The 22,733-nt window shown below is 63.9% G+C and carries 16 protein-coding genes and 1 tRNA gene; 11 read left to right on the forward strand and 6 right to left on the reverse strand.

Annotated elements, in window-relative coordinates; all coding sequences use genetic code 11:
- Positions 1–1,260: 1,260 nt before the first annotated feature.
- The 5 genes from U1E20_RS10955 (at position 1,261) to U1E20_RS10975 (ending at position 8,246) form a co-directional block, all read left to right on the forward strand.
- Complete coding sequence (locus tag U1E20_RS10955; protein WP_409980635.1) at positions 1,261–1,668, forward strand: FixH family protein; 408 nt, start codon at positions 1,261–1,263, stop codon at positions 1,666–1,668.
- 14 nt (positions 1,669–1,682) lie between these two features.
- Positions 1,683–2,903 carry a TolC family protein gene (locus U1E20_RS10960; protein WP_409980636.1) on the forward strand — a complete coding sequence of 407 codons (1,221 nt, stop codon included), beginning with the start codon at positions 1,683–1,685 and terminating at the stop codon, positions 2,901–2,903.
- Entirely contained in the window at positions 2,900–4,276 is a 1,377-nt protein-coding gene (locus U1E20_RS10965) for an efflux RND transporter periplasmic adaptor subunit (RefSeq protein WP_409980637.1), read from the forward strand. Before U1E20_RS10960 ends, U1E20_RS10965 begins: the two co-directional genes overlap by 4 nt.
- On the forward strand, positions 4,273–7,458 hold the full coding sequence (locus tag U1E20_RS10970; RefSeq protein ID WP_409980638.1) for an efflux RND transporter permease subunit: 3,186 nt from the start codon (positions 4,273–4,275) through the stop codon (positions 7,456–7,458). The genes U1E20_RS10965 and U1E20_RS10970 overlap by 4 nt, the downstream gene beginning before the upstream one ends.
- A gap of 527 nt (positions 7,459–7,985) precedes the next feature.
- Positions 7,986–8,246 (forward strand): hypothetical protein, encoded by a 261-nt coding sequence (locus tag U1E20_RS10975; protein ID WP_409980639.1) that lies wholly within the window; start codon positions 7,986–7,988, stop codon positions 8,244–8,246.
- A 238-nt stretch (positions 8,247–8,484) separates the two neighbouring features.
- On the opposite strand, the gene U1E20_RS10980 is transcribed toward U1E20_RS10975, so the two are convergent.
- Positions 8,485–8,569: transfer RNA gene (locus U1E20_RS10980), tRNA-Leu, on the reverse strand.
- 178 nt (positions 8,570–8,747) lie between these two features.
- Here U1E20_RS10980 and U1E20_RS10985 point away from each other — a divergent pair.
- Positions 8,748–9,776, forward strand: a complete 1,029-nt coding sequence (locus U1E20_RS10985; RefSeq protein WP_409980640.1) for a complex I NDUFA9 subunit family protein — start codon at positions 8,748–8,750, stop codon at positions 9,774–9,776.
- 112 nt (positions 9,777–9,888) lie between these two features.
- Here U1E20_RS10985 and U1E20_RS10990 read toward each other — a convergent pair whose 3' ends face one another.
- Positions 9,889–11,598, reverse strand: a complete 1,710-nt coding sequence (locus U1E20_RS10990; protein WP_409980641.1) for an OmpW family outer membrane protein — start codon at positions 11,596–11,598, stop codon at positions 9,889–9,891.
- Positions 11,599–11,941: 343 nt separating this feature from the next.
- Here U1E20_RS10990 and purL point away from each other — a divergent pair, with 343 nt between their 5' ends.
- The 5 genes from purL to U1E20_RS11015 all read left to right on the forward strand — a co-directional run bounded on the left by purL (position 11,942) and on the right by U1E20_RS11015 (position 16,917).
- A complete protein-coding gene (purL, locus tag U1E20_RS10995) occupies positions 11,942–14,185 on the forward strand; it encodes a phosphoribosylformylglycinamidine synthase subunit PurL (protein WP_409980642.1) in 2,244 nt (747 codons plus the stop codon).
- Position 14,186: 1 nt separating this feature from the next.
- Entirely contained in the window at positions 14,187–14,417 is a 231-nt protein-coding gene (locus tag U1E20_RS11000; RefSeq protein ID WP_409980643.1) for a BolA family protein, read from the forward strand.
- Positions 14,418–14,460: 43 nt separating this feature from the next.
- Positions 14,461–14,805, forward strand: coding sequence for a Grx4 family monothiol glutaredoxin (gene grxD / locus U1E20_RS11005; RefSeq protein WP_409980644.1), 345 nt, complete (start codon positions 14,461–14,463; stop codon positions 14,803–14,805).
- Positions 14,806–14,958: 153 nt separating this feature from the next.
- Positions 14,959–15,954 carry a 4-hydroxythreonine-4-phosphate dehydrogenase PdxA gene (gene pdxA / locus U1E20_RS11010; RefSeq protein WP_409980645.1) on the forward strand — a complete coding sequence of 332 codons (996 nt, stop codon included), beginning with the start codon at positions 14,959–14,961 and terminating at the stop codon, positions 15,952–15,954.
- Positions 15,955–16,917: a ribosomal RNA small subunit methyltransferase A gene (locus U1E20_RS11015; RefSeq protein WP_409980646.1), complete on the forward strand. Its 963-nt coding sequence runs from the start codon at positions 15,955–15,957 to the stop codon at positions 16,915–16,917.
- A 14-nt stretch (positions 16,918–16,931) separates the two neighbouring features.
- Here the strand turns inward: U1E20_RS11015 and gmk are convergent, their stop codons facing one another.
- From gmk to fabF, 4 genes are all read right to left on the reverse strand, one after another.
- The gene (gmk, locus tag U1E20_RS11020) at positions 16,932–17,573 is read right to left on the reverse strand and encodes a guanylate kinase (protein ID WP_409980647.1); all 642 of its coding nucleotides are present in this window, start codon (positions 17,571–17,573) and stop codon (positions 16,932–16,934) included.
- A 106-nt stretch (positions 17,574–17,679) separates the two neighbouring features.
- On the reverse strand, positions 17,680–18,567 hold the full coding sequence (locus tag U1E20_RS11025) for a YicC/YloC family endoribonuclease (RefSeq protein ID WP_409980648.1): 888 nt from the start codon (positions 18,565–18,567) through the stop codon (positions 17,680–17,682).
- A 75-nt stretch (positions 18,568–18,642) separates the two neighbouring features.
- On the reverse strand, positions 18,643–21,276 hold the full coding sequence (mltG, locus tag U1E20_RS11030) for an endolytic transglycosylase MltG (RefSeq protein WP_409980649.1): 2,634 nt from the start codon (positions 21,274–21,276) through the stop codon (positions 18,643–18,645).
- A gap of 151 nt (positions 21,277–21,427) precedes the next feature.
- On the reverse strand, positions 21,428–22,690 hold the full coding sequence (fabF, locus tag U1E20_RS11035) for a beta-ketoacyl-ACP synthase II (protein ID WP_409980650.1): 1,263 nt from the start codon (positions 22,688–22,690) through the stop codon (positions 21,428–21,430).
- Positions 22,691–22,733: the final 43 nt, after the last annotated feature.

A 22,733-nucleotide genomic window follows, 5' to 3' on the forward strand; every position in this document is an offset into this window, starting at 1 on the left:
CAATACGGGCGCCACCTACAGCGACGCTGTGGCCGACAATCTTTCGCAGGGGTAGAATGGCGGATTTGTAAGGCTTCGCCGCGAAAACCGCGCGCATGCGCATCCCTCCCGCGGACGGGCTCGCTCAGCGCGCGATGCCTAAGAGGCAGCGCCATACGCCGAAAAAAATCGCATCCTGCCGCCGCCGGCGACAATCCGCTTTGAGTTTTTCAGACGCAGCGGATGCGCGCCCTGTCCAAACCGCTCCTCGAAGTCCCCGCCCTGCGGCATTGATCCAGACGCGCTAGAAGCCCCTTCTTCGAAGCGCCAAGAGCTTGGGCCGGGAGGCCGCTTGAGGCCCTTCCCGGACGCGCTAGCCGCTTCCAGCGCCATCTCAGTTCAAACGCGCCGTTCAGAGCCTGTCATGGACAAGCAATACCAAGAATGAACGCAGTCGAAATTGAACAACTGTATCGACGCTGAAACGCTTGCGCGGCGGAGCCAACGCCTAGCGCGTCGCTCGCACGGATCGCCTTGATGATTGGATAAGATCTGGTTAGCCGCCGCAAGCGGGCGTCCAGGGCGGCGAGGCATCATTGCAGGAGACAACGAAGTTGTTTTCGGAAGAAGCTCACGATCACCGCAACGAATACGCAAAGCCGCATCATCGGTGCGTTAGCGCAGGAACTCAGCGGAAGACCATCCAGCATTCGGGCTTCGATTGATCCTGTCCGAGTCTTTTGCGGGCAGAAGAGCTTTCTGCTATCAATCGCTCAGAGGACGGAAATGAAGCAGAACTGGCTGCGCCTTATCGTCTGCACGATGGTTGTCGTCGCCGCACTCTCGGGCGCGGCGTCGAATTTTGCTGCGCCAGTCGCGCATTCATGCGCGGGAATGTCGGCGGTTGACGATTGTCCGGATCATCCAGTCGATCACACGGCGGCGCTGCGACATTGCGATTCTCTCATCTGCGGGGCGATTCAGCTCGCGCCTCACGTGACTTTCACGGCGGCGCGCATGGCCGAGCTAGGGCTGCGGACGCAGCCCGCCGACGATGCGACGTATCGAGGCGTCTCGAGCCCACCCAGCCTTCGTCCACCGATCTCTTAAAGCTGCGCTAGAGCCATTTTTCAGCGCGCCTTGGCGCGTCGACGGCCACGTCGCCGGCTCCCCTTGCTTTGCGCTGATCAAATCGGCCTCCGCCTGTCCGCGCGCGCATTTGCGCAGATTATTCGCGCGACAGCATTTCCCGCAGCACCAGCTTCCGAGAGGAAGCGAGAGATGACGCTAATGAAAAAGAAAAATAGGCAGCTTGCCGCCGGCGCGCTGCTGGCGCTCCTCGCATTTGGCGTAGGGCACGCCCGCGCGGCCATCGATGATTATGCTTTTGAGCTGGTCCAGTCGGCGCTCAAGACGGGACCTGGAGTCATTGACGTGCGGTTGATTCACAAGCCGGACGGGAAACTCGTGTCCGACGCCATCATCTTCGCCATGAGACTCGACATGGCGCCGGACGATATGGAAGCGATGTCGAGCGCCATTGAGTCGACAAAAGCCCCACGACCTGGCCTTTATCGATTCAAGGTCGACCTAACTGACGAGGGACGTTGGCGCATCTCCCTTGCGGCAAAGCTTCAGGGAGAAGTCGGAACGCTGCAGAACCGACTTGTCGTTCGGGTTGCGCGATGATGCAACGCCTCCGTTTGCCTCTAATTGCAGTGCTGGTCTTGAACCTGTCGATCGCGCCCGCTTCTGCGGCCGAGCGCGAGGCGCCCGGCGCAACGGCCGAGAGCGTCGTCGCTTTGGCAAAAAAACTCAGCCCCGAGGTGGCAGCCGCGGTTCTTGATGCGGATTCCGCAGCCCAGCGCGTCGGCGCCGCCGGCGTCCAGCCGGATCCCGTGGTCACGCTACAGGCTTGGGATGTGAACGGTCGTGGAGTCGGTCAGCGGTGGATCGGCGCTCAGCAGACGTTCAGGCTTTGGGGGAAGACTGATCTGGAGAGGGGCGTCGCCGAAGCGGACGCTGACGCCGCCTGGCACCGAAGTCATGCAGTCGAGATTGACCTCGTCGCGCGCGTCAAGACCGCCTTCGCCCAATACAACGCCGCGCAGCGCGCGGTGGAATTGTCGAAGTCGCTGAAGCAGCGGGTCGACCAACTGCTTGAGCTGTTACGCCTGCGCTACGGCGCAAGTTCGGTCCAGCAAGAAGAAGTGATCAAGGCGGAACTCGAAGCCGCAACCGCCGCCGCAGATGTTGCGCGCCGCGAAGGGGAAGCGAAATCGGCGGCCGCGAGGTTGAACGCCTTGATCGGGCGCGACGCGCGCGCGCCGCTTGGCGCGCCCAAGGGTTTTCCCGCACTCAAAACAAAACTGACGCTTGCCGGCGTTCAGGACCTCGCACGCGCATCCAACCCGCAGCTTGCCGCCACCCATGCTCAAGTGCGATCCGCGACGACGGCCAAGCAGCTCACCGATCTGAACTACTATCCAGACATCACCGCTGGCGCGAACTTCGTGCAACGCCCGACCGGCGATAACAGCGGCATGTTTATGCTCGGCTTTACGGTGCCGCTGCAATATGAGGCAAAGGACGCCGAACAGCGGGCGGCGAGCGCCAGCGTTGGGGCCGCGCAGGCGCGCAATGAGGCGCTTCGCATTCGCCTCGACGGCGAAGTCGCTGAGGCATGGTTCCGGCTCGAGGCGGTTCGCAAGGCGATCAAGATATTCGAACAGCGACAGCTCCCGCCGGCGAAATTGTCGATCGACACGGCGCGCAGCGGATTTGACGCCGGCACGACGAGCCTGGCCGCGCTCCTCGACTCCGAGCGTCGCTTGCGCGCCATCGAGCTGGAGCTCCTCGGCTTGAGGATCGAGGAGCAGAGCCGATACGCCGACCTCGAACGCCTCGCCGGAGGTTCGCTATGAAGGGCGCGAAGCTTTTTTTCGCGGCCGCCCTCGCCGTGGCGACGTTCGGCGGCGCCGGCGTCATGCTTTGGCGCGCCCGGGAGCCGGCGCGCGCGCCTGCCGAGACCCAAGTCGGAACGGGGCCGGTGATCTACTATCGTGATCCCGATGGGCCTTTCTACTCCGCCGAGCCGAAGAAGAACGCGGCCGGCAAGGACTTTGTCGCCGTCCGCGCCAGCGAAGACGTCTCCTTCGAAGACAAGCCGCCTGCGCCCGGCGATCAGGAAAACCGCAGCCGACGCATCCGCTATTACCGCAACCCGATGGGACTTCCCGACACGTCGCCTGTCCCAAAGAAAGATCCGATGGGAATGGACTATGTGCCCGTCTATGAAGACGAGGCGCAGGACTCCTCCATGGTCGTCATCAGCACCACCAAGCTGCAAAAGACGGGCGTTCGTTCTGAGCCTGTCCAGCGGCGGACGATCGCCGTTCCTGTTCGCGCGTCTGGACGCGTGGACTTTGATCCGCGCCGCATGTCGGTCGTGTCGCTTCGTTTCGAGGGATTCGTCGAATCCGTCGAAAAATTCGCGGAGGGCGACTATGTGCGCAAGGGCCAGCCGCTCATGCGCATCTATGGGCCCGAGCTCTCCAACGCCGCCGCCGAATATGTCGCGGTGCTGAACGCCCATTCCTCGGCGCGAATCGAAGGCGCGCGGCGGCGGCTCGTCAATCTTGGCCTCGACGACGCCATGATCGCCGCGATAGCGCGGAGCCGCCGCGTTCCCCGCGTCATCACCTGGCCGGCGCCGCAAGACGGCCACGTCATCGAACGCAAGGCCTTGAGCGGCATGCGGGCGGCGCCTGGAGAGATGCTGTTTCGCATTGTCGATCATAGCGTCGTGTGGGTGCTCGCGGATATTCCCGAGCGAGACGTGGAATCCGTCGCTGCGGGTCAGACGGCGATCATCCGCACGAGGTCCTATCCGGATCGGCCGATCAAGGGACGCGTCGCGCTCATCTATCCCCATCTGAACATGGAGACGCGCACCGCGCGGGCGCGCATCGAGCTGCCGAATACGGAGGGCCTGCTGCTCGGCGACATGTATGCCGACGTCGAAATCGAAACCGGCGGCAAGGGGAAGGTCCTTGCTGCGCCGGAAAGCGCGATTATCGACGCGGGCAAGCGACAGGTCGTGCTTCTCGACAAGGGCGAAGGCCGCTTCGAGCCACGGCAAGTCAAAATCGGCCGTCACGGAGACGGCTATGCGGAAATCGAAAGCGGCGTCGCCGAAGGAGACCGCGTCGTCACTTCCGCCAACTTCCTGATCGATGCGGAGAGCAATCTGAAAGCGGCGCTGGAGGCGCTCGATCATGGCGAGGCGGGCAAATGATCGGCCGGCTTATCTCCTGGTCGGCGCGCAATCTCGTGCTGGTGTCGCTTGGGACCTTCTTTGCGATCGCCGCAGGCCTCTATGCGCTGCGCACTCTGCCGCTGGACGCCATCCCGGATCTTTCGGACGTGCAGGCGATCGTCTTTACCGAATATCCCGGACAGGCGCCGCAAGTCGTCGAGGACCAGGTCACCTATCCATTGGCGAGCGCCATGCTGACGGTTCCGCGCTCGAAGGTGGTGCGCGGCTTCTCCTTTTTCGGCGTCTCCTTCGTCTATGTGATTTTCGAAGACGGCGTGGATGTCTATTGGGCGCGTTCGCGCGTGCTCGAATATCTGAGCGCCGTGACAAAACGCTTGCCGGCCGGCGCTTCGCCGGTTCTCGGTCCTGACGCGACGGGCGTCGGCTGGGTCTATCAATATGCGCTCGTCGCAAAGCAGATGACGCTTGCGGAATTGCGCTCGCTTCAAGACTGGATGCTGCGCTACGGCCTCGCCAAGGCCGAAGGGGTCGCCGAAGTGGCGAGCGTGGGCGGTTACGTGCGACAATACAACATCGTCGTCGATCCCAACCGGCTGCGCGCCCTCAACATTCCCCTTCCCAGGATTCGTGAAGCCGTTCGCGCCAGCAACGCCGATGTCGGCGGCCGAACGGTGGAGCTTTCGGAATTCGAGTTTATCGTTCGGGGACGGGGTTATCTGAAAAACCTCGCCGATCTCGAAAACATCGTTTTGCGCGCCGGCGAGGGAACGCCGCTCCTGCTCAAGGACGTCGCCCGCGTCGAGCTCGGACCGGATGAGCGGCGCGGCGTCACCGAGCTCAATGGCGAAGGCGAGGTCGCGAGCGGAATCGCTTTGCAGCGATATGGCGCCAACGCCCTGACCGTCATCGACAATGTTAAGGCGGCGCTAGCGCAGATCGCGCCAAGCCTTCCCAAGGGCGTTGAGATTTTGCCGGTCTACGACCGTTCCGAGCTGATCTACGCCGCGATCGAAACGCTTCGCGGCACGCTTGTCGAGGAGAGCGTCATCGTCGCGCTCGTCTGCGTCGTCTTCCTCTTGCATTTTCGCAGCGCGCTGGTGGCGATCATCATGCTGCCGGTCGGCGTGCTCATGGCCTTCGCGGCGATGAAGGCGCTCGGCCTTGGCTCCAACATCATGAGTCTCGGCGGCATCGCCATCGCCATCGGCGCGATGGTCGACGCCGCGATCGTGATGATCGAGAATGCGCACAAGCGGCTGGAGCGGGCCGCGCCAGATACGCCGCGCCTCGACATTTTGATCGATGCGGCGACTGAAGTCGGACCGGCGCTATTTTTCAGCCTGCTGATCATCACGGTGTCGTTCCTGCCGATTTTCACGCTGGAGTCTCAGGAAGGCCGGCTGTTCAGCCCGCTGGCCTACACGAAGACCTTCGCCATGGCTTCGGCCGCGCTGCTGTCCGTCACGCTGGTGCCGGCGCTGATGGTTGTTTTCGTGCGCGGCAAGATCGTCTCGGAGGAAAGAAACCCGATCAATCGGGCGCTGATTTCCATATACCGGCCGATCATCCGCCTGGTCATGAATGCGAAGATTCCAACGATCCTTCTGGCTGTCGGCGTTCTTGCCGTCACGATCCTTCCCGCGCGCCAGCTCGGTTCGGAATTCATGCCGGCGCTCAACGAAGGCGCGTTGCTCTATATGCCGACGACCCTCCCGGGTCTTTCCGTGACCAAGGCCGCGCAGCTGCTGCAGACGCAGGACCGGATCATCAAATCCTTTCCCGAAGTGAAGTCGGTTTTCGGCAAGGCCGGCCGCGCATCGACGGCGACCGATCCAGCGCCGCTCGAAATGTTCGAGACCATCATCAATCTCAAGCCGAAGGAAGAATGGCGGCCGGGCGTCACGATCGATAGCCTCGTCGCGGAGATGGACGCCGCATTGCAGTTCCCGGGCGTTTCCAACGCCTGGACCATGCCGATCCGCAACAGGATCGATATGCTCGCGACCGGCATCAAGACGCCGGTCGGCGTCAAAATCATGGGCAATGATCTTTCGAAGCTCGAAGCGCTCGCGCGGCAGGCCGAAAGAGTCATCAGGGGCGTGCGCGGCGCCTCGTCCGCCTTTGCCGAGCGCGTGATGGGCGGATATTATCTCGACATCGCGCCAGATCGGGCGGCGCTTGCGCGCTACGGCCTGATGATCGACGACGTGCAGGCGACAATCGCCACGGCGCTCGGCGGCGAAACCGTAACCACCACGGTCGAGGGACGCGAGCGCTATGGCGTCAACATCCGTTACCCCAGGGACTTTCGTTCAAATCCTCGCGCGATCGCGAGCGATGTCCTCATCTCGCTTCCCGGCGGCGGAACCATCCCGCTTGGTGAGGTCGCCAGGGTCGAGCTGGTCCGCGGCCCGACCTCCATCCGCACCGAGAATGGACAGCTCGCCGTCTATATCTTCGTCGATATTCGAGACCGCGACATCGGCAGCTTCGTGGCCGAAGCCCAAAAAGCCGTCGGCGAGGCCATCGATTTCCCTGCCGGCTCCTACGCCGTCTGGAGCGGTCAGTTCGAATATCTGCAGCGCGCCGAGACGCGCATGCGCATTGTCGTTCCGGTCACGCTCGCGATCATATTCCTGTTGCTCTACCTGAACTTCAGGCGAATGACCGAGACATTGATCGTCATGCTCTCGCTGCCTTTCGCCCTCGTCGGCGGCGTCTGGCTGATGTGGCTGATGAAATTCAACATGTCCGTCGCGGTTGGCGTGGGCTTCATCGCGCTCGCCGGCGTCGCCGCGGAAACCGGCGTCGTCATGCTGATTTATCTCGACGCGGCGATGAACGAAGTCGCCGAGGCGCGCGCCAAGCGAGGCAAGGCGTTCACCAAGGCCGATCTTCGCGACGCCATCATGCTCGGCGCCGTCGAACGGGTGCGCCCCAAGATGATGACGGTCGTCGCCATCATGGCGGGTCTCGTGCCGATATTGTGGAGCACGGGCGCCGGCTCGGAGGTCATGCAGCGCATCGCTGTCCCGATGATCGGCGGCATGGTCTCCTCGACCTTGCTGACGCTTATCGTGATTCCGGCGATCTATGCGCTGATCAAAGGCATAGGATTGCCCGCAACCGGACTCGAAAGGAGCCGGGAAATGCGAGCTTTGAAATCCGAGCCGCCGCCACACGCCGGCGCGAGCGCCTGATCTATTGAGCAGCGGCCGGACAGTAGCTCGGCGTCAGGCCTGGCCACCATTTCGACTGTGAGCCCCGGTTCGCTACTTTGCGATCACGCCCAGGGAGACGCGACGATTTTTCATTCGTCCGTCTTCGGTGTCGTTGCTCGCGATAGGATGCGCCTTTCCATATCCTTTCGCCTCGATGCGCGAAGCGTCCGCCCCCATGCGTATCAGCTTGGCCTTTGGCGTCACCTTGTGCTTTGGGCCGCTCTTGACGGCGGCGTCAACGGCACGCTCAAATCGTGACCACGCCGCATCTCCATCCGTTGTTTCAACGTTTTTTTTGTTCTGGGGTCACCCATGCATCAAGCCGCCATTGTGAATGAAACTAGCTGATATCAGGGACTTCGATTGACACCGAAATCATTCCAGCTGTCAGCGAAAAAGAGCGGAGAACACATCGAAAAAAGCGATGTAAAATATTCAAACGATCTATTTTTCTATAGCAGGGAAGACGCCTACTTTACTGTTGTTGGACAGGAAAGGAGTTCTCGATGAAAAAGACTGCATTCATCAGCTTGATTGCGAGCGGTCTGTCGCTCTCGACGACTGGGTACGCTTATGCGGATCACGAGACCGGCGTTTTCGGCATCTTCCATGATCCGCACCCTGCGGTCTCCCGAGATGTCCGCGCTAATCGCAAGGGCCTTTCCTACGATGAAATGAAGCCAGGCGCGAACAAACTCATGCGTAACCGCGGTGATCATTACCCGCATTGGAAATGCGCGGACAATCCGTCAGGCTCTTGCGGCTGAAATCCTTCATGGCGGGCGAACTCGGCGAAGGGTAGCGCGTGATGCCATTCCTCGCCGGCACGAGCGAGATTTGCGTTTAAGCTGGAGCGAGCCACCCAGCAAAGTAATCCGGCGACGCGCTTGGGCGAGAGACAAGCGCAGCCATTAAGTGGCCGCGCGAAAGTGTGGGACTGGTTGTGGGACCACAAAATGTGTCTTCCAGCAACTATTTGAAATCTTGTGATTAAATCAATATAACTGGTGCCCAGGAGAGGACTCGAACCTCCACGGCTTTCACCACTGGTACCTGAAACCAGCGCGTCTACCAATTCCGCCACCTGGGCATCAAGCGCGTCTCATAGGGGCAGCGGGCGGCGCCTGTCAATGCGCGCCATCGTCAAAAGAACGGGCCGCCGAATCTGCGGCTTCTCGCGCATTTCCTTTGGCGCCGAATTTCGCTAGAGCGTTGGCGATCTATACGCGCCGGCCGCGGCCGGCGCGGCGCAAGCGGAGCGAATCGCGATGATCGGCGACAATAATCAGAGCATTGGCGCGGGACGGGTGGTGACGGTCTTCGGCGGCTCGGGCTTCGTCGGACGCCATGTCGTGCGCGCGCTGGCCCGCGACGGCTGGCGCGTGCGCGTCGCCTGCCGGCGGCCCGACCTCGCCTTCTATCTCCAGCCACTCGGCCGCGTCGGCCAGGTGATGGCGGTGCAGGCCAATGTGCGTCATCCCGAATCGATCGCGGCGGCCCTGCAAGGCGCGTCGGCGGCGGTCAATCTGGTCGGCATCCTCGCCGAAACCGGCGCGCAGAAATTCTCGAGCGTGCAGGCCGGCGGGGCGCGCGTCATCGCCGAAGCCGCGAAATCGGCCAGCGTCGACAATGTCGTGCATATTTCCGCGATCGGGGCCGACCCGGAGTCGCGTTCGGCCTATGGCAGGAGCAAGGCGGAAGGCGAAGCCGCGATGCTCGCGGCGATCCCTTCCGCCGTCATTCTGCGCCCCTCGATCATCTTCGGGCCGGAGGACGACTTCTTCAATCGCTTCGCCACGATGGCGCGTTATTTTCCGGTCGTGCCGATCGTCGGCGCCGACACGAAATTCCAACCGGTCTATGTCGGCGACGTCGCCGAAGCGGTCGCAGCCGCTATCGCCGGCCGCGCCAAGCCGGGCGCCGTCTATGAGCTTGGCGGACCGGAAGTCAAAAGCTTCGCGGAGCTCATCGACTATGTGCTCAAGGTCGCGCAGCGCCAACGCACCGCGCTGAAACTCTCTTTCGGCGTCGGCAAGCTCATGGCCGCGCTGACGCAAATGCTGACCAAACTGTCCTTCGGTCTCTTCCCCAAACTCCTGCGCATGACGCGGGATCAGGTCGAGCTGCTCAAGCACGACAATGTCGTCAGCGACGCGGCGAAGACGGAAGGACGGACGCTCGAAGGGTTGGGAATCGCTTATCCTCAATCGATCGAGGCGATCGTGCCGACCTATCTCTATCGCTATCGCAAGGTCGGGCAGTATCAAACGCAGCGCATGGACGAAGGCTTCTCCTGAGCGCAGACGCCTTCGACCAAGCAAAGATCGAATCAAAAAAACCCCCGGCTCGCGCCAGGGGTTTTTCACTATGCTGAAGCCGGCCAGCGATGGGCCGGCTTCTTTTAGGCGATCAGAACAGCGGCGAAAGGAGGCTGCCGCCGAAGCGATAGGTCAGACCCGCGGAGACGACGATCGGGTTGATCGGCAGCGACACCTTGACCGGGAGGAAGATCGCTCCAAGTGCAGGCGCCGCTGGCGCGAAGCTGATCACCGTGGAGTGAACCATCGGATGAAGCCCAATATATTTGAAGTCGAGGTTCACGCCCCAATGCTCGTTGAGCATGAAGTCGAAGCCGGCCTGGCCAACCGCGCCCCAAGACGGGGAGACTGTAGCATATTGGAATGTGGCGAGGACTCCCCCCGCGCCGGCAAGCGGAGAGCCGGGGGCGAAAGGAATGGCCCAGGTGTCGTTGTTGACGCGGGTATTCCAGAAGGTCGTGAAATTCACGCCGACGCCGAGATAGGGCTGGAAGGCGCCGAAATTGGTGACATGGTACTGCAGCATGACAGACGGCGGGAACAGCCAAGCGCGAGCGAAGTCGCTGGAGATCGTTCCGGTGCCCTGGATGTGATGCGGAGCCACGCAGCAAATCGCTTCGATCGCCCAGTTTTTGTTGAGGTAATAGGCCGCGTCAAGCATCGGGATGACTGACGAGGAAGTATTGGTGCTCGCGCCGGCGAGGACGCCATTCGCGCCGGTCAGGCCCGACAGCACGCCAATGGCGCCCAAGCCCGGATATCCGGCTCCCGAGTCGAACACTCTGCCATGGCCGTCCAAGGGAGAGACGCCGGCAATCTTCAGGCGGACCTGAAACGGCTGATAGCTGTCCACAGGAGCCGGCGGGGGGCCCTTGACGGACGGCAGAGCGCCGCTCGTGCTCGAAGGCGCGACAGCCGCGAAGGGGTCGAAGTGCCAGTTGATGCCCGCACGAAGCGTGTGAAAGCGGGTCGGCGAGCTATGCGTCGCGGCGAATATCGGAGTCGTGGGGCCGAGTCCCTGAAGCGCCGCGACGCCGCCGTTGAGCGGCACGGAATTGGCGCGCGTCGAGCCGAGATCGACATAGAGATATTCGGCCTTGAGCGACCACGACGGGAACATAGAAGGCGACCATTCGAGGCCGCCGCCCGCCGCCCAGCCGACTTTGGTGTTGTCGAAATAGCCGTGACCGACGGAGCTTACGCCGGCCGCGAGGAAATTGTCGGCGAAGCCAACGTTGTTGATGACCTGGCCATAGGCGAAGCCGCCCGTGCCGTAGGCCATCAGATTGGGCAGGGACGGCAGCGTCAAGCCGATCCGGCCGCGCACCGTGCCGAACCAATCGACGTTCTTCGTCGAGTTCACGCTCTGTATGTGGGGCCCGGCGCCGTCGATGAGACCGAGCGCGGTGTTGCTGTGGGACACCACATCGGCGGCCTGGATGTCCGCCTCGGCGCCCAGGACGAGCCACGGGTTGAATTGATAATTATAACCGATCTGGCCGCCGCCCGTGACGCCATGCAAATTCTGCGGGATGCTCCAGGCCGAGCCGAACGGCGCTACCGTTAGCGGAGCCACCGCCCCGACCGGGATCCCGGTGATATAGCCGAGGCCGCCGGTTTCCTGAGCATTGTCGCCGAAGGCATAACCGATGTTGACGCCGCCATAGAGACCGGTCCAGGTGAACGCAGGCGGCGGAGGCGGCGGCGGCGCCTTGTAGCTCGGCAGATCAGCGGCGCTGGCGGCAGCGCCAACGCTCCCGACCAAAAGCGCGGCGAGCACGCCGCGAACAAAATATTTCATCGGAACCCCCGGATTAAATTCTGCGGTTCGACGGTCGACGCCGAGCGCCGAAGTCCCTGTCACGTTGCTATAAAATTTTGGTAATGCAACTACGGGTGACGCAAAATTGGGCTGTGGCGTGCTCATTCTTTGCGGCTGTGGCTCTAGGGCAACAATCCCTGTAAATCATGTGAGATAGCCGACGCCGATTTGCTGCAGCCGCTGCCACGGCGGTGGCGGCGGGTAGGATTTTAGGCAGTCGCGCGGCTTGCCGCGTCAAAAGCTGCGCAGTAATCCTTCCGCCGGCCGCAGCGCGGCATAGACACATGAACCGCACGGCGATTTCGCCCAATTGCGAGGATAAGTGAGCGCGACCGAACCCGCCGTCACGCCGGAACTGGCCGCCGCCCACGGCCTCAAGCCAGACGAATATGAGCGCATCCTGAAACTCATTGGCCGAAGGCCGAGCTTCACCGAGCTCGGCATTTTCTCGGCCATGTGGAACGAGCACTGCTCCTACAAATCGTCGCGCATCCATTTGCGCAAGCTGCCGACCAAGGCCCCCTGGGTGATTCGCGGTCCGGGCGAGAACGCCGGCGTGATCGACATTGGCGACGGCGACGCCTGCGTCTTCAAGATGGAGAGCCACAACCACCCCTCCTTCATCGAGCCCTATCAGGGCGCGGCGACCGGGGTCGGCGGCATTTTGCGCGACGTGTTCACCATGGGGGCGCGGCCGATCGCCTGCCTGAACCTGCTGCGCTTCGGGCGGCCGGCGCATCCCAGGACCCGCCAGCTCGTCGCCGGCGTCGTCGCGGGCGTCGGCGGCTACGGCAATAGTTTCGGCGTGCCGACGGTCGGCGGCTCGACCGAATTCGACGCCTCCTACGACGGCAATATCCTGGTCAACGCCATGGCGGTCGGCCTCGCGCGTGCCGACGCGATTTTCTACTCGGCGGCCGCTGGGGTGGGAAATCCGATCGTCTATCTTGGCTCCAAGACCGGGCGCGACGGCATTCACGGGGCGACCATGGCGTCGGCCGCCTTCGAGGAGGACGCCGAGGAAAAGCGGCCGACCGTGCAGGTCGGCGATCCTTTCTCGGAAAAGCTGCTGCTTGAGGCCTGTCTGGAGCTGATGGCGTCGGGCGCCGTCATCGCGATTCAGGACATGGGCGCCGCCGGCCTCACCTCCTCGGCGGTGGAGATGGGCGCCAAGGGCAATCTCGGCATCGAACTCGACCTCGACGCCGTGCCCTGCCGCGAAGCGGGCATGAGCGCCTATGAGATGATGCTCTCCGAGAGCCAGGAGCGCATGCTCATGGTGTTAAAGCCCGAACTCGAAGCGGGGGCAGAGGCGATTTTCAAGAAATGGGGCCTCGATTTCGCGATCATCGGCCAGACCACCGACACGCTGCGCTTCGTCGTCAAGCATCGGGGCGAGGTGAAGGCCGACCTGCCGATCAAGGAATTGGGCGACGAAGCGCCGGTCTACGACCGGCCGTTTACGCCGACGCCGAAACAGCCGCCGCTCGACCCGGCCTCGATCGAACCGCCGTTGTCCAATCGCGAAGCGCTGCTCAAACTCCTTTCGACGCCGAACCTTTGCGCCAAGCGCTGGGTCTGGGAGCAATACGACCACCTCATTCTCGGCAACAGCGTACGCGCCCCAGGGGGCGACGCCGCGGTGATCAGGGTGAAGGACGGGCCAAAAGGCCTGGCGCTGACCACTGACGTGACCGCGCGCTATTGCGCCGCCGACCCTTACGAGGGCGGCAAGCAGGCGGTCGCGGAAAGCTGGCGCAACATCACCGTACGCGGCGCGACGCCGCTGGCGCTGACCGACAATCTCAATTTCGGCAATCCCGAGCGGCCCGAATATATGGGCCAGTTCGTCGGCTGCCTGCAGGGGATCGGCGAAGCGGCGGGCGCCCTCGATTTCCCGATCGTTTCCGGCAATGTCTCGCTCTACAATGAGACCCAGGGCGCCGGCATTTTGCCGACCCCGGCGATCGGCGGCGTCGGGGTGATCGCCGACGTCGCCAAGGCGGCGCGGACCGGCTTCGCGCGCGGGGGCGATGTCATCCTGCTGATCGGCAAGACCTCGGGCTGGCTCGGCCAGTCGGCCTATGCGCATGATCTCTGCGGGCGGACCGACGGCGCGCCGCCGCCGGTCGACCTCGCCGCCGAGCGCCGGAACGGCGATTTCGTGCGGGAATTCATTCTTTCCGGCCGCGCCAGCGCCGCCCATGACCTCTCCGACGGCGGCCTCGCCGTGGCGCTCGCCGAAATGGCGCTCGCTGGCGGCATGGGCGCCGAAATTCGGGATATCCCTACTGGCCCCCAACACGCCGTGCTGTTCGGAGAGGATCAGGCGCGCTATCTCCTCGCCGTTCCGCCGGGCGAGGCCGCCGCGGTCGTTCGCGAGGGGGCGGCTGCGGGCGTGCGGGTCCAGGGGATCGGCCGGGTCGGCGGCGACGCCTTGATCCTTCCAGGCGAGACGCCGATATTGCTGACTGAGCTGCGCGAGGCGCATGAAACGCCGCTGCCGGCCTTCATGGCCGGCGATGACCACGCGTTTTCGGACGCTTTCCCGACAAAGGCCCCATGATATGCCGATGCCCGCTATTGAAATCGAGCGTCTCATCAAGACCGCCATACCCGACGCTGAGGTGCAGTTGACCGCTCTCGTCAATGATGACGATCATTGGGCGGCGACGGTCGTCTCCGAGAGCTTCCGGGGCCTCAGCCGCGTCAAGCAGCATCAGATGGTCAACGCCGCCTTTGGCGACCGGTTGGGCGGCGAGCTGCATGCCTTGCAGCTGACGACGCGGACGCCATAATTTCTCCACCGGCGCCTTGAACGCCGCAACAAAGGCAATCGACATGTCAGACGACGCCAACGCCCGCATCAAAAGCGAAATCGAATCCTCCGACGTCGTGCTCTTCATGAAAGGCACGCCGCAGGCGCCGCAATGCGGCTTCTCCATGCAAGTGGTGCAGATTCTCAACCACCTCGGCGTGCCCTATAAGGCGATCAACGTGCTCGCCGACGGCGCCATCCGCGAGGGCATCAAGGCCTATTCGAACTGGCCGACGATTCCGCAGCTCTATGTGAAGAATGAATTCATCGGCGGCTGCGACATTACCAAGGAAATGTTCCAGAGCGGCGAGCTTGTCGCGCTGTTCGACAAGGAAGGCGTGGCTCACGCCCAGACCGCGAAGGCCTGAGTTTTCCTTCCCACGCCGCAGGCGAATGCTGAGCGTCGCTTCCCTTGAGCGACGCTCGTTGTTTTTGGACCTCATCATGCTGCGCGCACATAGAGAGCGGCACGAAAACTATTCGGCTCGCTTGCGTACGCCTACGCCGGCGAAGGCGCCGCAATGACCGCGCCGCCGCTCGCCCTTACGCAGGGCGATCCGTCGGGAATTGGACCCGAACTCGCGCTCAAGGCCTATGTCGAGCGGCGCGCGCACGATATGCCGCCGTTTTTCTTGCTCAGCGATGCAGCTTTTATTGCCCGCGTCGCGGCCTGTCTTGAGCTTGAAATAGAGATCGAAACCACGACGCCGGACCATGCTTGCGAAATATTCTCGCGGGCCCTGCCCGTCGTCGATATCGGCTGCGACGTCACGGGCGTCCCCGGCAGTCCTGATCCCGCGGACGCGCAACCAACGATCAAATCCATCGAGCGGGCGGTCGAATGCGTCGCAAGAGGCGAAGCGCGCGCCGTCGTCACCAATCCGATCGCGAAATCGGTTTTGTACAAAGCGGGATTCAAACATCCGGGCCACACGGAATTCTTGGGCGAACTCGCGCATCGCCATTATGGCGGCGACTATCGCGCCGTGATGATGCTGTGGTCGCAGGAACTGGCGGTGGTTCCGCTGACAATTCACATCCCGCTGAGCGAGGCGCCCAAACGCCTAACCCGCGACTTGATTGTCGAAACCGGCGAGATTGTCGCGCGCGACCTCAAGACGCGCTTTGACATTGAACGGCCGCGCCTCGCCTTCGCCGGGCTCAATCCCCATGCCGGCGAAGACGGCGCGCTCGGCCACGAGGAGATCGAAACAATAGCGCCGGCGATCGCCGAATTGCGCGCGCGCGGCGTCGACGCCTCCGGACCTTTTCCGGCCGACACGATGTTCCACGCGGCGGCCCGGACGAAATACGACGTGGCCCTTTGTCCAACCCATGATCAGGCGCTGATTCCGATCAAGACGCTCGCTTTCGAACGCGGCGTTAATGTCACGCTGGGCCTGCCCTTCGTGCGCACCTCGCCCGATCATGGCACGGCCTTCGACATCGCCGGCAAGGGAATCGCCGATCCGACGAGTCTCATCGAAGCGATCAAGCTTGCAGGACGCATGACGTAAGTGGCTGACGCGCTGCCGCCGCTGCGAGACATCGTCGCCCGCTTCGGACTCGACGCGAAGAAAACGCTCGGACAGAATTTCCTGTTCGATCTCAATCTCACCGCGCGCATCGCCCGCGCCGCCGGGCCCTTCGACGAGACGATCGTCGTCGAGATCGGTCCCGGCCCCGGCGGCCTGACGCGGGCGCTGCTCGCGCAAGGCGCGCGCGTCATCGCGGTTGAGCGCGACAAGCGCTGCCTGCCGGCGCTGGAAGAAATCGCGGCGCATTATCCCGGCCGCTTGACGATCGTCGAAGGCGATGCGCTGAAGATCGATGTCGCGCAGCTTGTTCGAAATTATGCGCCTGTCATTCCCGACGCCCGCGCAGCGGGCGATCGGGAATCCAGCACAAATTCCGAGAGCGCGGCCGCTCTGGATTCTCGATCAGGCCTTCGGCCTGTCGGGAATGACAGCCGTGGCGCTGCGCGCATTTGCGCGAATCTTCCATATAACATCGCGACTGCTCTGCTGACGAAATGGATCGAGGCGGAGCCCTGGCCTTCGGTCTTTGATCGCTATGTTCTAATGTTTCAAAAAGAGGTGGCGCTGCGCATCGTCGCGACGCCGAAGGAACGCGCCGATTACGGCAGGCTCGCTGTATTATGCGGCTGGCGAACGAAGGCGCGCATTCTCTTCGACGTTTCGCCCGCGGCCTTCAAGCCGCCGCCCAAAGTCACGTCGTCCGTCGTCGAGCTTGTTCCAAATCCAGCGCCGCTCGACTGCGATCCGCGCGCCCTGTCGCGCGTGACGCAGGCCGCCTTCGGACAGCGCCGCAAAATGTTGCGTCAGAGTTTGAAATCACTCGGCGTCGACGCTGCGGCGCTACTTGCGGCGGCCTGCATGGAAGAGACGAAACGCGCGGAGGAAATCGATGTCGCGGGCTTCGTGGCGCTGGCGCGGGAACTGTCGCGTATCGCGGGATGAAGCGCTCGCGAGCCTCATTCGCTCAGCAATTGCGCGACGAATTGTTCGATTTCCTTGTCGCGTCTTGGCCGTCTCTGCCGCTCGGCGCGCAGGATCGCGATCAGATCGTCGAAGGCGCGCTGCAGATCGTCGTTGACGATCACATAATCATAGTCTTTCCAGCGCGCGATTTCCTTTCGCGCATTTTCGAGCCGCCGCGCCATGGCCTCGCGCGTGTCTTCCGCGCGCCGTTCCAGTCGCGCGCGCAATTCATCCATCGACGGCGGCAGGATGAAGACGGTGACGGCGTCGGCGCCCATTTTCTCGCGCACCTGGCGCGTGCCCTGATAGTCGATGTCGAAGAGGCAATCGCGCCCCTGCGCGAGAATGTCTTCCACCGGCGCGCGCGGCGTGCCGTAGAAATTGTCGTGCACCTCTGCCCATTCCAAGAGTTCGCCGGCGTCGCGCATGGCGACGAAACGCTTTTGTGAAATGAAGCTGTAATGAATGCCGTCGACCTCGCTCGAGCGGCGCGCCCGCGTCGTCACCGAAATCGACAGCGTCAGATCGAGTCCGCGATCCTGCAGCAGCATCCGCGTCAGAGTCGTCTTGCCCGCGCCCGACGGCGAGGAAAGAATGAGAACGATGCCGCGGCGGTGGACTGGATTGGCGGACATGAGATTCGAGAGCGAATAGTGAGTGGTGAGTGGTGAGTGGTGAGTAGTGAGTAGAGAGTGGCTGCGCCTCTGTCTACTCACTATTCGCTACTCGCTACCTCGCGACTCACTCGATGTTTTGCACCTGCTCGCGCAGCTGCTCGACTTCGATTTTCAACTCAAGCCCGATCGCGGTCAGCCCCACATCGTTCGATTTGGCGCAGAGGGTGTTGGTCTCTCGCCCAAGCTCCTGCGCCAGAAAATCCAGGCGACGGCCGACCGGCCCGCCCGCGACAAGGAGTTTGGACGCGCTCTCGACATGGGCTTTCAGCCGATCGAGCTCCTCGCGAATGTCGGCGCGAACCGCGAGCAGCGCCGCCTCCTGGTGCAGCCGCGTCGGATCAAGCCCTTCGGCGTTCTCCATGATTCGCGCGAGCTGCTGCTTCAGCCGCGTACGAATCGCTTCGGGCTGTCGCCCCGGCGCGGCGTCGGCCTGCGCCGCGAGCGTCGAGATGCGATCGAGCCGCCGCCGAAGCACCGCCGCCAGAGCGTCGCCTTCCGCCCGGCGCGAAGCGATCAACGCGTCAAGCGCCTCGTCGAGGGATTGGAGAATGCGCGCGTCGAGCTCGGCGCGTTCTGCTTCCGACAGCTCCGGCTCGACAATCTCGACGACGCCGCGCACCGCCAAGAGACCATCGAGCGTCGCGGGTCCGACATTGGCGGGCGCTGGTCGTTCGGCGAGCGCCGCGAGCAGCGCCTCGAGAGCGGGACGATTGAGACGGGCGATCTGGCTCTCGTCTTCGCGCCTTGCGGCAAGACTGGCGAAAATCGAGCCGCGCGCCAGCCGTGCGGCGATCTTTTCCCGCGCCTTGATTTCCACCCCGTCGAAATCGGGCGGCGCGCGCAGACGCAGATCGAGCCCCTTCGCGTTAACGCTCTTGAGTTCCCAGGCATAGCGGAAAGAGGCGACGGCGCCCTGGACGCGGGCGAATCCCGTCATGCTGTGAAGGCTCATGTGCGACGGCGGCTCCGGGAAGGCGGATGGGCGTGCGGCTTCGCCGCGCCGCGCTTCACTACCGCCGCGACCTCTTTACCGCAATTCGGCGCTCGCTGGGACCGTCTTTGACGAAGTGAGGTCCCAGCTTTTGTCGCGCAACGGGTCGAGCGGAGTTCCTTCCGAGGCGTCGAAAGCCCGCGGACGAAAGGGCCGACCGCCAGTCGGCGCCAACGCCGTCGCTTCCGGAGGCGGCGCGACGTCCTGTGAGGCGTTTCGCGACAGTGTCTCGGGCAAATCGTCGGCGCCCGCCGCGAGACCCAGCCGCGCCGCGCGCGCGCGCTGCTCGGCGCGCTGCGCGGCCGACACCGGATAGCTCGCGGGGTCGGAGCCATCGTCAGGCTGGGCGTCCGGACTTTGGCGCGCAACCGTCGTCATGTCCGGATTGAGCCGCTCCTCCCCGTCCTCGGCGTCGGGGGGCGGCGGGCGACGGGCAAGCAGCGACGCGTCGAACAAGGCCTTCGCAGGCGGCTGCGCCGATTCTTCCGTAAAGAAGGGCCGCGCCGGTCTGAGGCGGACCAATTCGGCTCCATAGGCCTGCGTGCGGTCGCCGTGGCCCCCTAGGAAAAAATCGGCTTCGGCGTAAGCGAATTTACCGAGACGATGGGTCGCGCCGTCATCCGCGGCCATCGCCCCGCCCGGCGGATAGTCTTCGTGGCGCTCGGAGAGCGCGACCAGACGGCCGATCGGCGCCTCGGTGCGCTTATCGGGCTTAGGCGCCGCCGGGGCCGGAACGCCAGGCGCGGCGCGATCAGGCGATTCGTCGTTCTTTTCCTTCTCCAGCCGGCGCCAGTTCTGAACGTTGCGCGAATGCTGGTCGAGGGATTCGGAGAAGACGTGCCCGCCCGTGCCATCGGCGACGAAATAAAGATCATGGGTCGGCGCCGGATGCGCCGCCGCTTCAAGCGCCGCCCGGCCGGGATTGGCGATCGGCCCCGGCGGCAGGCCGTCAATGGCGTAAGTATTGTAAGGCGTCCATTTCTCGATTTCGGCCCGCATGATCGGCCGACCCAGCGTCGCCTTGCCGCCGACGAGCCCATAGATGATCGTCGGATCGGACTGAAGGCGCATGCCCTTGCGCAGCCGATTGACGAAGACCGCGGCGACGCGCGGCCGCTCCTCGACCTTGCCGGTCTCCTTTTCGACGATCGACGCCAGCGTCACCAATTCATAGGGCGTGCGCAACGGCAGGTCGGGCGCGCGCTTCGACCAGATCGCTTCGAGCGTCTTGCGCTGATCTTCCTGCATTTTCGCGATCAGCCGCGCTCGCGGATAGCCGCGCGGGAATTTATAAGTTTCGGGGAGCAGAGCGCCTTCCTTGGGAAGGTCGGCGACGTCGCCCGCAAGCAACTCGGCCTCTTTAAGCTTCTGCACGATTTGCTCCGAGGTGAGGCCTTCGGGAATCGTGACGCTATGCATGACTTGGCGGCCGGAGGCGATCTGATCGATCACGTCGCGCAGGCTGACGTTTTTCTTGAACGCATATTCGCCGGGCTTCAGCTTGCCGAGCTTGCCTTCGAGAACGAGGCCGAGCTGCATGAGCGTCGAACTGGCGATAACGCCTTCGCGTTCGAGCTGAGAGATGATTTCCAGCAGGTCGCTGCGCGGCGGAATAAATACGACCTTGTCGGCGGCGAGAGGGCCCGGCGCTTTCAGCTTGTGCGTGGCGGCGACAAGGCCGAAGGCGCCCGCGACCAAGGCGACCAGGATGAAGCTCAAGAAGCCGCTCGCCATCGACAGCGTGCCTTCGCGACGCTTCTTCTTCTTTTTTGGCGGCGGCGCGGGCGCCGCCTGCGGCTGCAAAACCTGCTTGGCGCCTTCCAGCGTGGCGCGCCGCCGGTAGATCCCGGAGCCCGTCTGGGCGGCGTCCGGCGTCGCGGCGTAACGCGGGCCGGGCGCGCCGACCGGCGGCGCCTCGGCGCTTGGCGGCGGCGCCTGACGCGAGGAATTGCCCTCTGGAGCGGTCGTTGAAGGCGCAGGCGCAGGCGTTGCGATTTCAGCGGCTGGCGCGGCGGGGGCTTTCGGCGGCTCGGCGCGAGGCGTTTCGTCCTTCGCCGAAATCGGCGGGGCCGGCGGCGCAGGCGCGGCGGGCGCCACTGTTCCTGCAGGCTTCGCAGAAGCGGTCGGCGCGACGATAGCGGCTGGCGCGACGGGCGATTTCGGCGATTCGGCGCGAGGCGTTTCGACCTTCGCCGAAATCGGCGGCGGGACCGGCGCCGCCGGCGCGGCCGGAGCGACTCTAGCGGGAGGCGGCTTCGGGGGCTCGACGCGAGGCGTTTCGACCTTCGCCGAGATCGGCGGCGGGACCGGCGGCGCCGGCGTCGGCATTGCTGCGATATCAGCGGGACGCGCGACCGGCTCCATGGGAGCTTCGCTGAGAGACGCCTCGACTTTCGAAACGATCGGCGGCGAGGGCGCCGGCTCTGGCGGAGTCGCGGTCGGCGGCGAGGGCGCCGGCGCGGAGGCGGCCGGCGTTTCGGCGGGCGGCGTTGCAGCCGGAGCCTCGATCGGCGGCGCGGGGGAGGCCGGCGCGGCTGGGCGCGTCTCGGGCTCTATAGCGGCGGCCGGCGCGGCGGTTTGCGCGCCTGGCGGCGCCGGTTCGGCCGCCGGCCGCGACGCGCCAGCGGCTGTCGGCTTGTCGGGCGCGCCCGTTTCGTCCGCTTCGCTCATCGCCACACGCCCATCAAAAAGCCGAAAATTTCACGCGGCCTGTTCGCCGGCGACTTACACTATGCCTCATTGTGGCGAATTCAGGAACTCGGCGCTTCAGTCGGCGCGCCAGGCGCGGGGCAGTCTGTAATGAGCGCGCGAACTGGCGCGCTCAAGCCGCGCGGCGGAACAGGAGCGAGGCGTTGGTGCCGCCAAAGCCGAAGGAATTCGACAGCGCGATGTTGATCTCCTTCTCGCGCGCCTTGTGCGGCACGAGATCGATCGCGGTATCGACCGACGGATTGTCGAGATTGCGGGTCGGCGGCGCGACATTGTTTTGCATCGCCAGGATCGAATAGATCGCTTCGACGGCCCCCGCGGCGCCGAGCAGATGGCCGATCGCCGATTTCGTCGACGACATGGCGAGCCTGGGTTCGACATTGCCGAGAAGGCGTTCGACCGCCTTGAGTTCGATCTCGTCGCCGAGCGGCGTCGACGTGCCATGGGCGTTGACGTAGTCGATGTCCTCGACCGAAACGCCGGCGCGCTTTAGGGCCGCCTTCATGCAGCGGTAGGCGCCGTCGCCGTCGGGCGAGGGGGCGGTGATGTGATGCGCGTCGCCCGACATGCCATAGCCGATGAGTTCGGCGTAGATTTTCGCGCCGCGCGCCTTGGCGTGCTCATATTCCTCGAGCACGACGCAGCCGGCGCCTTCGCCAAGCACGAAGCCGTCGCGATCCTTGTCATAGGGACGCGACGCGGCCTCGGGACGATCGTTGAAGCCGGTCGACAGCGCGCGGCAGGCGGCGAAGCCGGCGACGCCAATGCGGTTGACCGGCGATTCGGCGCCGCCGGCGACCATCACGTCGGCGTCGCCGACCGCGATGATGCGCCCCGCGTCGCCAATCGCGTGCGTGCCGGTCGCGCAAGCCGTCACCACGGCGTTATTAGGACCCTTAAGGCCGTGCATGATCGACACATAGCCGCCGGCGAGATTGATGATGCGGCCGGAAACGAAGAAGGGCGAAACGCGGCGCGGCCCCTTTTCCCGCAAGGTGACGGAAGTTTCGTAAATGCCGCCAAGGCCGCCGATGCCGGAGCCGATCAGAACGCCAGTGGTTTCCTGCTTTTCAGGCGTATCGGCGACCCATCCGGCGTCTTTGAGCGCCTGCGTCGCGGCGCATGCGCCATAGATGATGAAATCATCGACCTTGCGCTGTTCTTTGGGATCGAACCAGTCGTCGGGATTGAATGAGCCGTTCTTGCCGTCGCCCCTCGGCACGACCGCGGCGATCTGGCAAGCGAGATCAGCGACCTCGAATGTGTCGATACGCTTGAAGCCGCATTCTCCGGCGGCCAGACGGCGCCAATTCGTCTCCACGCCGCAGCCCAAAGGAGAAACGACGCCAAGACCGGTGACGACCACCCTGCGCATGGCTCTACTCTCGAACTTTATTGTTGTCGACAACGCCAACGGC

The sequence above is a fragment of the Methylocystis sp. genome, from assembly GCF_046349115.1.
Classification (GTDB): domain Bacteria; phylum Pseudomonadota; class Alphaproteobacteria; order Rhizobiales; family Beijerinckiaceae; genus Methylocystis.

Excerpts from the sequence above, each read along its gene's own strand:
- U1E20_RS10965 (WP_409980637.1), top strand. The coding sequence starts at position 2,900 with ATGAAGGGCGCGAAGCTTTTTTTCGCGGCCGCCCTCGCCGTGGCGACG.
- U1E20_RS11000 (WP_409980643.1), top strand. The coding sequence starts at position 14,187 with ATGCCGATGCCCGCTATTGAAATCGAGCGTCTCATCAAGACCGCCATA.
- U1E20_RS10975 (WP_409980639.1), top strand. The coding sequence starts at position 7,986 with ATGAAAAAGACTGCATTCATCAGCTTGATTGCGAGCGGTCTGTCGCTC.
- mltG (WP_409980649.1), bottom strand. The coding sequence starts at position 21,276 with ATGAGCGAAGCGGACGAAACGGGCGCGCCCGACAAGCCGACAGCCGCT.
- U1E20_RS10990 (WP_409980641.1), bottom strand. The coding sequence starts at position 11,598 with ATGAAATATTTTGTTCGCGGCGTGCTCGCCGCGCTTTTGGTCGGGAGC.
- grxD (WP_409980644.1), top strand. The coding sequence starts at position 14,461 with ATGTCAGACGACGCCAACGCCCGCATCAAAAGCGAAATCGAATCCTCC.
- gmk (WP_409980647.1), bottom strand. The coding sequence starts at position 17,573 with ATGTCCGCCAATCCAGTCCACCGCCGCGGCATCGTTCTCATTCTTTCC.
- U1E20_RS10985 (WP_409980640.1), top strand. The coding sequence starts at position 8,748 with ATGATCGGCGACAATAATCAGAGCATTGGCGCGGGACGGGTGGTGACG.
- pdxA (WP_409980645.1), top strand. The coding sequence starts at position 14,959 with ATGACCGCGCCGCCGCTCGCCCTTACGCAGGGCGATCCGTCGGGAATT.
- U1E20_RS10970 (WP_409980638.1), top strand. The coding sequence starts at position 4,273 with ATGATCGGCCGGCTTATCTCCTGGTCGGCGCGCAATCTCGTGCTGGTG.
- U1E20_RS10955 (WP_409980635.1), top strand. The coding sequence starts at position 1,261 with ATGACGCTAATGAAAAAGAAAAATAGGCAGCTTGCCGCCGGCGCGCTG.
- U1E20_RS11025 (WP_409980648.1), bottom strand. The coding sequence starts at position 18,567 with ATGAGCCTTCACAGCATGACGGGATTCGCCCGCGTCCAGGGCGCCGTC.
- fabF (WP_409980650.1), bottom strand. The coding sequence starts at position 22,690 with ATGCGCAGGGTGGTCGTCACCGGTCTTGGCGTCGTTTCTCCTTTGGGC.